We start from the raw sequence: 8883 nt of genomic DNA, 5'->3' as shown, positions 1-8883 counted from the left end.
AGCATACTTTTTAAAACACCACCTATAAATTATCTTGCTAAAACTGTTCTAAATGAAAATGATTTAAAAATTTTTAGTGATATCGAATCTTTTAAAGGTTGGATACACAATGAAATAAAATCTATAAATGATGCCATTAATAACTTTGCATTTACAAATCAACTTAATGTTAACCCTCCATTTTCACTAGGAGATTTATCAATAAATATTAAAAATGCAATTAACTTATGGCACCCATCACTAACAAAAATTAATTTAATTTATTTGATAGATGAAATAGAAAATTTTTTTTCTGAAAGCCAACAACAAGTAATACAAAGTTTAATTAGGTATAATTCAGGACTAATTGCATTCAGGATAAGCGGGCGGCTTTATGCTTTAAAAACATATGCCACTATTGGAGATGGAGAAGAAAACCGTGAAGATGTTGAATTTAAAATCACATATCTAGATGACCTACTTCAGGAAGCTCAAAATTATAAAAATTTTGCATATTCATTTATAAGAGCAAGATTACTCTATGAAAAAGTGACTTCGGATTCATCTTTCAACATTTCAGCATGCTTCCAAAATATCAATTCGAACAATTATTATGAAAGCTTTATAAACTTCCTAAATATGCAAAATAGTGACGATAATTTAAAGTTTATAAATAACTTTAAAGATACTTTGCGAGAAATTCCTCAGATTTTTCAAAAAGAAGATGTCGACTTAATTACTAATACTTTAGTTAATAATTTTCCAATTTTAATAAAAAAGCATAATATTTTAAGATTTTGTAAAGATTTTAACAACGAAGAAAATTATTTAGATATCGCTAAAAAAATCCATGGAAATGCATGTATTTATTTGGATAAACCTAAAAGTTTGACTGTAAAATCCTATAAAGAATCGTATTCTCACTATGCAAAAGATCTCATCGCTCAATTAAATAAAGATTCAGCTAAACCAATGATTTATTGTGGTTTTGACTCATTTATTGAAATGTCTAATGGAAATCCTCGAAATTTATTAAGCATATTGAGCTCAGCTTATGATATTGCTCGTTTTAAAAAACTCGATTTTATAAATGGAGCACCATTATCAATTGAGAATCAAAGTAAAGCAGCTGTTAATTCAGCTAGATTCTTGTTCGAACAAGATTCTAATTTCGGACGCCCATCAGATTTAGCAAGAATAGCTGTTAAAAATATGGCTGATCTGTTACGCGTAGCACGTTTTTCGCTAAACATACCCGAATCATCTCCTCTTACAATTAGTTTTCCTGATGATGATCTAAGTTCTTCAGCAAAAGCCATTCTACAAAGTGCTCTTAATTATTCATTTGTATTTGAAATCAAAAGCGGTCGACCTAATCGTAATAATCTAAAGATTAGCCGTAAAATTTCTTTAAATCCGATGTTGTCTCCGATATGGGAGCTTCCAATAGGCAAACGAGGAGATATTGGGCTTTCGGGAGGACTTGCTAATGCAATTTTTAATATCGATAAAATTAAAGATTTTAATAATCTACTAAAGACTTCCGAACTCAAATGGAATCAACCTTTCACTCGTGATGAGTCTTTGTTAAAACATAATGACCTTTTTGATTGAGCCTAATATATTAATATGATTGATTATTCTATTTTCTATAACTCAACTCTTGATATAAATAATCTTCATACAGATTTACCAAGTTTTGATATTTTTATCTCTGCTTACAATCTAAGTGAGCGTGTAAAATCCTTATTCACTCAAATCAATGCTACGCAAAAATATTGGCTTGTGCATCCTGAATATCACTTCACGAAAGATAAATTACCAATCCCTAATGATTTTGAAATTATCTCACCTTCTGCCACACATGAAAAAGATCAAGTATCAGCATTAATTGACAGAATGGGTGATATTAACAATAAAACAATATGTATTGATATTACAGGCTTTATGCGACATGTACTGATATTCTTGATCGCTATGTTAAAATATAAAGGTGTTGTTAAATTTACAGCAATCTATTCTGAACCGAGATCTTACTCTAAAGCTAAAGATACTGAATTTGGTGCTACAACAGAAATTGTTCGTCCTATTAGTGGTATATCGCAAACTGCGAATTCTGAATACACAGATCATTTGATCATTAATATTGGTTATGATCATAAGATGGTTTCTCAGGTGGTTTCTTATAAAGATGGTGCTACATTTCATCCATTATTTTCATTTCCATCATTAAGTGCAGATATGTATCAACAAAGCGCTATGAGAGCAGCTTTAAGTGGAAGTATTACACAACACACTGATTGGATAACGAAAAGAAGGTTTTCACCAGCTAATAACCCTTTTGCAACAGCACAAGTTTTGAGTGATATTGTAAATGAATTAGATCAAAAAAATGAAAATAAGAACAATATATATTTAGCTCCTATTTCAACAAAAGCCCAAACGCTAGGCTTTGCTATTTATTGGGCTTTAGAGGGGGAAAATAGAGGCATAACTATTTTACTCCCAGAATGTATTAACTATTCGGTAGAAACATCTATAGGCTTAAAAAGGCTTTGGGTTTATGAAGTAGAATTATTCGTTTAACTTATAATGTTGGTAGCAACTGTTTAGGGGAGATTTCAAGAATACTCGCCAATTGATAGAGTTTTTCAATAGTAAGATTCACCTCTCCTCTTTCGATCCGTCCTAAATAACTCCGATCCATGTTACAGAGCAATGCCAAATGCTCTTGTGACATGCTTTTTTCTTTTCTGTACTTGCGAACTAATTGCCCAAATTGAATAGTAAGTTCTGACATAAACATTCAAATGCTTAAAAAACAGAACTATCACTATTTGAGGACTATATATCCACGGACTATAATCCTCTTTTTAAATTTTATAGTTTTCTTTTATGAAACAAATAGTCTCTCCGATCTTTCAATCTTTTCTTGTTCTCCTACACAAAAACCAAATTGATGGGTGGACATCACAACAAATTTGGAACACTTTGAATCTTTCAAAAGATGAAAAGCAACGAATCAATCAGCAACAACTTTATAGACTTCTGAGAAAACTAATAAAACAAGGTCACTTAATCAAACAGATTCATTCTGACAATCCAAGACTTTCAACATTTGTTGAAACTGAAAGCATGTGTGAATTTAGAAAACAATTTGATCTTAAAACTGCTAAAAATGATTCAGGAAAACTTGAATTCAAGACTAAGCAATTAAAAGAAAAGCAGAAGATTTACGAAAACCAAGTAAAAGCTTCTGAACAAGCCCTTACAGATTTTCCAGAACTAACGACTGATATTTTGAGAAGAAAAAACCAATTACTTCAAGATATTGAAAAATTGAAAGCATACAATGATTTTTTAACATCACTAATTTAATTTCAAAATTTTAAAAGATAGATATTTCAGTATGAAACTTTATTACTCAGTAGTTGACTGAAATTTAGTGGTGAAGAACCGTGAGTATGATACTTTATTTTTTTAGATAAAATTTGAGCACCAATAAAATCAATCACTTGAAAAAAAATGAGTATGATACATTATTACTCTCAGTCATGGTGTTGTATGAAAGTAATAAAGTCTCATACTGAGTAATAAAGTGTAATACTAGATTGCTCAAAAAATCCACACAAGCTATGCTCTAAACAGCATGATGTGTGGATTTTTTATACCTGTTTCAAAAGATTTATATAAAACCAATTTAAAAATGTAAAACAGATGATCTTCGATAAGATATAAAATCACAAATTAAAATAATGCTGAACATTCCATTTTTTGATTTTTTTCACCTGAACTCAGCGCTACAGATTCCCATTCGGGTATAAAGATGAAACCATGTCGAAAGTAAAAACTCACTGCTCGCGAATTATTTGGTGACACACTATATTTCTCTGCAATGGCATAAGTGGCAGCAAAAGCATCTGGACGATCAAGCAGAGATTCTAAGCGAACAGCTTTAAGAATTTCCCAATCCTCTTCAGCCCCAAATCATTCAAACTTTGGCTCATTTCATACTGATCCTAAACACTATTGCGGATCGTCGCCCCACGTTTTTCACATATAGTAAGATAACGTTGAATGACTTCATGTATTCCATATTGAATACATTCAACTGTAAAAGCATGCCCAATCGATACTTCACTGATATTGCAGCGGTTTAATAATTTTTCTAAGTTATCTAAATTCAAATCATGACCTGCATTGACGACTAATCCTACATCTTCAGCAGCGATACAAGCCTCTGAAATCGACTGAATCGCCAAGTCTATTTCATCTTGTTGAGTACGACTTGCATAGTATTCTGTATATATTTCAATCGCATCAGCTCCGAGTTGTTTAGCCAAAATTGCATCTTCTTTATTAGGCTCAATAAATAATGCCAATCTTGAAGGGACATTTCTGAGCTCTTGTATCACAGATTGTAAAAACGTCGGATCTTTCAAATCCCACCCGTGATCTGAAGTTAACTGTGTCGGTGAATCTGGGACTAAAGTACATTGTTCAGGTACAACATCTTTAATAAGATCGATAAATTTCCGATCTGGATATCCTTCAATATTCAGCTCTACATCAGGATACTGTTTGATTATCTTAGAAATTTGATAAACATCATCATACTTAATATGACGTTGATCAGTTCTTGGGTGAATCGTTATACCTTTAACACCTAGCCTCAATAAATTTTCTACAAAATCCTCTAAATTTGGAAAATTAGTCCCTCTAGAATTTCGAATAAGAGCAATCTTATTCACATTAATACTGAGTCTGGTCATTTTATTTTTTGTCTCCATTCAAGAATATTATTTGCTACACATGATTTATAAATATGTTGTTTTATATATACCACAAGGCACAGTTTATTCGAATAAATACACTATTTACTGATTTTGCTCTAATGCAATCAACTGTATTTTCAACTTTCTGCCACACATAATAATTGTTCTGCGATCTGCATCGATAGCGCCATAAGCAATCACTAAAATACGCATTTCTAAGGTAATATCATAATGTGGATAAGAAGCCGAACGGTGAAATAATCTCGAATCGATCCCCACAGCTTTTGCAAAAGCATGTAACTCCTCAAGAGTATCGGCCATCAGATGGCACCACTGTTTACCCTTAAATGGAACTTTTGCTCGATCCACATAAATTGCCATAGAAAACACCCTAAGATCCAATATATAACTATACTGTGCTTATGATTTGAAAATATTCAGCCTTTGTTTCCAAACCCTATGAATAAGTACTTAATTAGCGCCTGTCTTGTTGGTCAAAATGTCCGTTATGATGCAAAAAACTGTTTACAGCTTAAACTTAAACAGTTGCTTGATACACATCAAGCAGTGGTCATTTGCCCTGAAATTGCAGGTGGATTATCTACCCCACGACAGCCTGCTGAAATCATTAATGGTGATGGTTTTACAGTTTTACAAGGACTGGCAAAGGTCATAGATAGCCAAGGAATTGATGTAACAAGAGAATTTATTTTAGGTTCTGAAAAAACATTAAAGCTTGCTCAACAACATCAAGTCACACATGTCATTCTCAAAGCCAATAGCCCGTCTTGTGGTTCACAAATGATCTATGATGGTACTTTCTCAGATCAGAAAATTGCAGGAAAGGGTGTGACAGCAGCTTTACTTGAACAACATGGATTTACCGTGATGACTGAAGAGGCGTTCTTACAACAATTACAACCTTTACCCATTATGTCGAAATAAAAAGAGCGCCTAAGCGCTCTAAAAAATATCGGTTCGATAAACAACTTATTTTACTGTTTATTTTTAGACATTTTGTCCGCTTTTGCTGCCCAATACGTGGCCAAAGCTGGCCCAGAAATATTGTGCCATAAACTAAAAATTGCACTTGGAACGGCAGTTATTGGTGATACTGAAAAATGAATGGCAGCTAAAGTCACGCCCAAACCAGAGTTTTGCATGCCAACTTCAATCGACACCGCTTTGGCATCAGGATAAGACAATTTAAATAAACGGCTTGCCCAATATCCTAAGAAAAATCCTAAACCATTATGTAACATCACCACAACGAGAATCAGCAAACCCGACTGCATAATCGAAGCCTTACTGGCCGCAATAATTGCAGCAACGATGGCAACAATTGCGATGACTGAAATCAGCGGCATAATCTGAATATACTGTGCTGTTTTTTGCTTAAACAAACTTCTGAGCACAACACCAAGAATAATCGGGAAAATAACCACTTTCAGAATGTTGATAAACATTGATCCAGCGTCGATCGGAATCCATTGACTGGCAAGCACATAAAAAATAGCAGGTGTTAAAATCGGTGCTAAAAAAGTAGAAACTGTGGTACATGCAACCGATAAAGCCGTATTTGCTTTGGCCATATAAGCAATCACATTGGACGCTGTTCCACCAGGGCAACATCCCACTAAAATCACACCAATCGCAATTTCAGCAGGCAATTGAAAAAGTTGACAAAGTAAATAAGCCAACCCCGGCATAATCACAAATTGGGCCACCACACCTATCACAACAGCTTTCGGATTTTGCAATACACCTTTGAAATCATCCACGGTCATGGTCATCCCCATTCCCAGCATGATAATCCCCAGAACCCATGGAATATAAGCTTTCATCCATACAAAGGCGGGAGGAAAACACAGTGCGATAAAAGCAAAAAATACCACCCAAAAGGCAAAAGTTTTTTGTACGAACTGACTAAACCGTAACATTGCAGACATTATGATTGCTACCTAGATAAACATTTTGAGCATTGTCGATCTGACTTATGTTAATAGAAGCATCAAGTGAATACCTTATTTTTCTCGCGTAGCACTATTTTTCAGTACCAACCGCATTTAAAATTTGATTTGCAACCACTCGCTTCACACCTGCTGCAAGCATGTCTTGCCATGCATGTTGTAACGAGCCTTGTAGGTCAATGGCTTTGGTTGCATCTGAAATCACAAAGGTCTTAAAGCCTAATTTTGCTGCATCCATTGCCGTCCATGCCACACAGAAATCTGTTGCAATTCCAACGATAAAAACGGTATCTATGCCACGTTCCTTGAGATAACCCGCTAAACCTGTAGTGGTTTGATGATCCGCTTCCATAAATGCCGAATAGCTATCGATTTGAGAATGAAAGCCTTTACGAATAATCATTTGGGCTGTGGGAATATTTAAATCAGGGTGAAATTCAGCATCTTTTGAACCTTGCACACAATGCGAAGGCCACAATACCTGTGTACCGTAATTTAATCGAATCGTGTCATATGGTTTTTTATCAGGATGATTTTCAGCAAAAGAAATATGGTTTGCAGGATGCCAATCTTGAGTCAGGATAATATTTTCAAAATGCTGCGCCAATTGGTTAATGGTTGGAATAATCTGCTCAGCATTTGCAACTGCTAAATTTCCACCTGATGTAAAGCCATTTTGCACATCAACAACAATTAAAACACTACGCTCAGATTGCAACATTTCCCCGATTCCCTTTTAAATTGAATCCTATGTAAAGATCTTAATGATGAAAATAAAAATCCTATATGACTCAACATACAATAAAAAAGCCTAAAATTGCGGGCTCTTACACATAATCAAAGCATTGAATCACTTTTCAGTGTTTTGAATGACATCACAGTAAAATGAGAAGTACTGATACAGCTAACATAATCAACAAAATTAAGCCGTTATGATATTTTTAGGCTGCATAATCATAACCGCATTTCTGCCCTAAAAATCCCTTCTAAATCTCCATTAAGTAAGAAAATATTGGAATAGATAGCGCTATATTCAAATGCGTTAAAATCTATTTGTTTCTTTTTATAAAGATTTCTCCAGCTTTGAATAAATCGTATTGTTCTCACTCGCTGAATCAGTCATAATTTGCATAAGCATTACTCAATCTCTAAAATGATTGTTTCTCGCTCAAATCAAAATACTGCAACCACCTACATATTATTTTTACACAACGTAAACTGTAGATGGAAAAATAGGATATTTTTTCAAAATGACTCAGCAAGCACAGATCATTCAAGGCTCAATTGTCGCAATCGTCACCCCTATGTTCGAAGATGGCAGCGTAGATTGGAAGGGTCTCGAGAAGCTCGTTGAGTGGCACATAGAACAAGGCACTAATAGTATTGTTGCTGTCGGTACAACTGGCGAAGCATCTACTCTTAATTTGGCAGAACACACACAAGTTATTAAAGAAATTATTCGTGTAGCCAATAAACGTATTCCAATTATTGCTGGTACTGGTGCAAACTCAACACACGAAGCGATTGAGCTCACTAAAGAAGCAAAACAACTTGGTGCAGATGCTGCACTATTGGTTACACCTTATTATAACAAACCAACCCAAGAAGGCTTATTTCAACATTATAAAGCTGTCGCTGAAGCCGTAGATTTACCGATCATTCTTTACAATGTACCCGGTCGTACTGGTGTAGATATGCACAACGACACAGCAATTCGTCTAGCAGATATCCCAAATATTGTGGGTATTAAAGATGCGACTGGTGATGTTCCACGTGGTAAAGAACTGATTGATGGCTTAAAAGGCAAAAACATGGCGGTTTATTCAGGCGATGATGAAACTGCATGCCAATTGATCGCTTTAGGCGCGCAAGGCAATATCTCTGTAACAGCCAATATTGCACCAAAAATTATGAGTGAACTTTGTGCCGCTGCTTTGGCTGGCCAAACTGATATTGCTCAAGCAAAAGACAGTCAAGTTGCAAAATTAAACAATATTCTATTTTGTGAATCCAACCCAATTCCAGTCAAATGGGCACTCCATGAAATGGAATTAATTGGTACAGGTATTCGCTTACCATTAACGCCACTTGCAGAACAATACCGTACACCACTGCGTGAAGAACTCAAAGCAGTGGGTATCATTTAATAAGAGCTTAGT

11 protein-coding genes are annotated in these 8883 nt (G+C 34.6%); 5 read left to right on the top strand and 6 right to left on the bottom strand.

The genetic code is table 11. The features are described 5' to 3' along the window. Together CDA10_RS14750 and CDA10_RS14745 are read left to right on the top strand one after the other, a co-directional pair. Positions 1–1593, top strand: a 1593-nt coding sequence (locus CDA10_RS14750; protein ID WP_089606338.1) for an ORC-CDC6 family AAA ATPase, incomplete at its 5' end; no start/stop codon positions are given. 15 nt (positions 1594–1608) lie between these two features. Further along, complete coding sequence (locus CDA10_RS14745; RefSeq protein ID WP_089606337.1) at positions 1609–2565, top strand: hypothetical protein; 957 nt, start codon at positions 1609–1611, stop codon at positions 2563–2565. Position 2566: 1 nt separating this feature from the next. Here CDA10_RS14745 and CDA10_RS14740 read toward each other — a convergent pair whose 3' ends face one another. Beyond that, positions 2567–2785, bottom strand: a complete 219-nt coding sequence (locus CDA10_RS14740; protein ID WP_089606336.1) for a helix-turn-helix domain-containing protein — start codon at positions 2783–2785, stop codon at positions 2567–2569. An 89-nt stretch (positions 2786–2874) separates the two neighbouring features. Between CDA10_RS14740 and CDA10_RS14735 the strand changes: the two genes are divergently transcribed. After that, a complete protein-coding gene (locus tag CDA10_RS14735; RefSeq protein ID WP_089606335.1) occupies positions 2875–3357 on the top strand; it encodes a hypothetical protein in 483 nt (160 codons plus the stop codon). 369 nt (positions 3358–3726) lie between these two features. Here the strand turns inward: CDA10_RS14735 and CDA10_RS17045 are convergent, their stop codons facing one another. The 3 genes from CDA10_RS17045 to CDA10_RS14720 form a co-directional block, all read right to left on the bottom strand. Further along, positions 3727–3942: a hypothetical protein gene (locus CDA10_RS17045; RefSeq protein WP_089606334.1), complete on the bottom strand. Its 216-nt coding sequence runs from the start codon at positions 3940–3942 to the stop codon at positions 3727–3729. 56 nt (positions 3943–3998) lie between these two features. Continuing rightward, positions 3999–4751 (bottom strand): pyridoxine 5'-phosphate synthase, encoded by a 753-nt coding sequence (locus CDA10_RS14725; protein ID WP_089606333.1) that lies wholly within the window; start codon positions 4749–4751, stop codon positions 3999–4001. Positions 4752–4856: 105 nt separating this feature from the next. Next, the gene (locus CDA10_RS14720) at positions 4857–5135 is read right to left on the bottom strand and encodes a DUF4031 domain-containing protein (RefSeq protein ID WP_089606332.1); all 279 of its coding nucleotides are present in this window, start codon (positions 5133–5135) and stop codon (positions 4857–4859) included. 78 nt (positions 5136–5213) lie between these two features. On the opposite strand from CDA10_RS14720, the gene CDA10_RS14715 reads away from it, so the two are divergent. Further along, positions 5214–5699: a 2-thiouracil desulfurase family protein gene (locus CDA10_RS14715; protein WP_089606331.1), complete on the top strand. Its 486-nt coding sequence runs from the start codon at positions 5214–5216 to the stop codon at positions 5697–5699. A gap of 50 nt (positions 5700–5749) precedes the next feature. Here CDA10_RS14715 and CDA10_RS14710 read toward each other — a convergent pair whose 3' ends face one another. Beyond that, positions 5750–6703 carry a bile acid:sodium symporter family protein gene (locus tag CDA10_RS14710; protein WP_089606330.1) on the bottom strand — a complete coding sequence of 318 codons (954 nt, stop codon included), beginning with the start codon at positions 6701–6703 and terminating at the stop codon, positions 5750–5752. A 94-nt stretch (positions 6704–6797) separates the two neighbouring features. After that, complete coding sequence (pncA, locus tag CDA10_RS14705) at positions 6798–7445, bottom strand: bifunctional nicotinamidase/pyrazinamidase (protein ID WP_089606329.1); 648 nt, start codon at positions 7443–7445, stop codon at positions 6798–6800. Between the two features lie 529 nt (positions 7446–7974). On the opposite strand from pncA, the gene dapA reads away from it, so the two are divergent. After that, positions 7975–8871 carry a 4-hydroxy-tetrahydrodipicolinate synthase gene (gene dapA, locus CDA10_RS14700; protein ID WP_089606328.1) on the top strand — a complete coding sequence of 299 codons (897 nt, stop codon included), beginning with the start codon at positions 7975–7977 and terminating at the stop codon, positions 8869–8871. Positions 8872–8883: the final 12 nt, after the last annotated feature.

This window comes from Acinetobacter piscicola, from assembly GCF_002233755.1.
Classification (GTDB): Bacteria; Pseudomonadota; Gammaproteobacteria; order Pseudomonadales; family Moraxellaceae; genus Acinetobacter; species Acinetobacter piscicola.
Note: the sequence above shows the minus strand (reverse complement) of the source record. Positions and strands in the feature narration are given on the sequence as shown.

Coding starts and splice junctions, on each gene's coding strand:
- CDA10_RS14745 (WP_089606337.1), top strand. CDS start 1,609: ATGATTGATTATTCTATTTTCTATAACTCAACTCTTGATATAAATAAT.
- CDA10_RS14740 (WP_089606336.1), bottom strand. CDS start 2,785: ATGTTTATGTCAGAACTTACTATTCAATTTGGGCAATTAGTTCGCAAG.
- CDA10_RS14735 (WP_089606335.1), top strand. CDS start 2,875: ATGAAACAAATAGTCTCTCCGATCTTTCAATCTTTTCTTGTTCTCCTA.
- CDA10_RS14725 (WP_089606333.1), bottom strand. CDS start 4,751: ATGACCAGACTCAGTATTAATGTGAATAAGATTGCTCTTATTCGAAAT.
- CDA10_RS14720 (WP_089606332.1), bottom strand. CDS start 5,135: ATGGCAATTTATGTGGATCGAGCAAAAGTTCCATTTAAGGGTAAACAG.
- CDA10_RS14715 (WP_089606331.1), top strand. CDS start 5,214: ATGAATAAGTACTTAATTAGCGCCTGTCTTGTTGGTCAAAATGTCCGT.
- CDA10_RS14710 (WP_089606330.1), bottom strand. CDS start 6,703: ATGTCTGCAATGTTACGGTTTAGTCAGTTCGTACAAAAAACTTTTGCC.
- pncA (WP_089606329.1), bottom strand. CDS start 7,445: ATGTTGCAATCTGAGCGTAGTGTTTTAATTGTTGTTGATGTGCAAAAT.
- dapA (WP_089606328.1), top strand. CDS start 7,975: ATGACTCAGCAAGCACAGATCATTCAAGGCTCAATTGTCGCAATCGTC.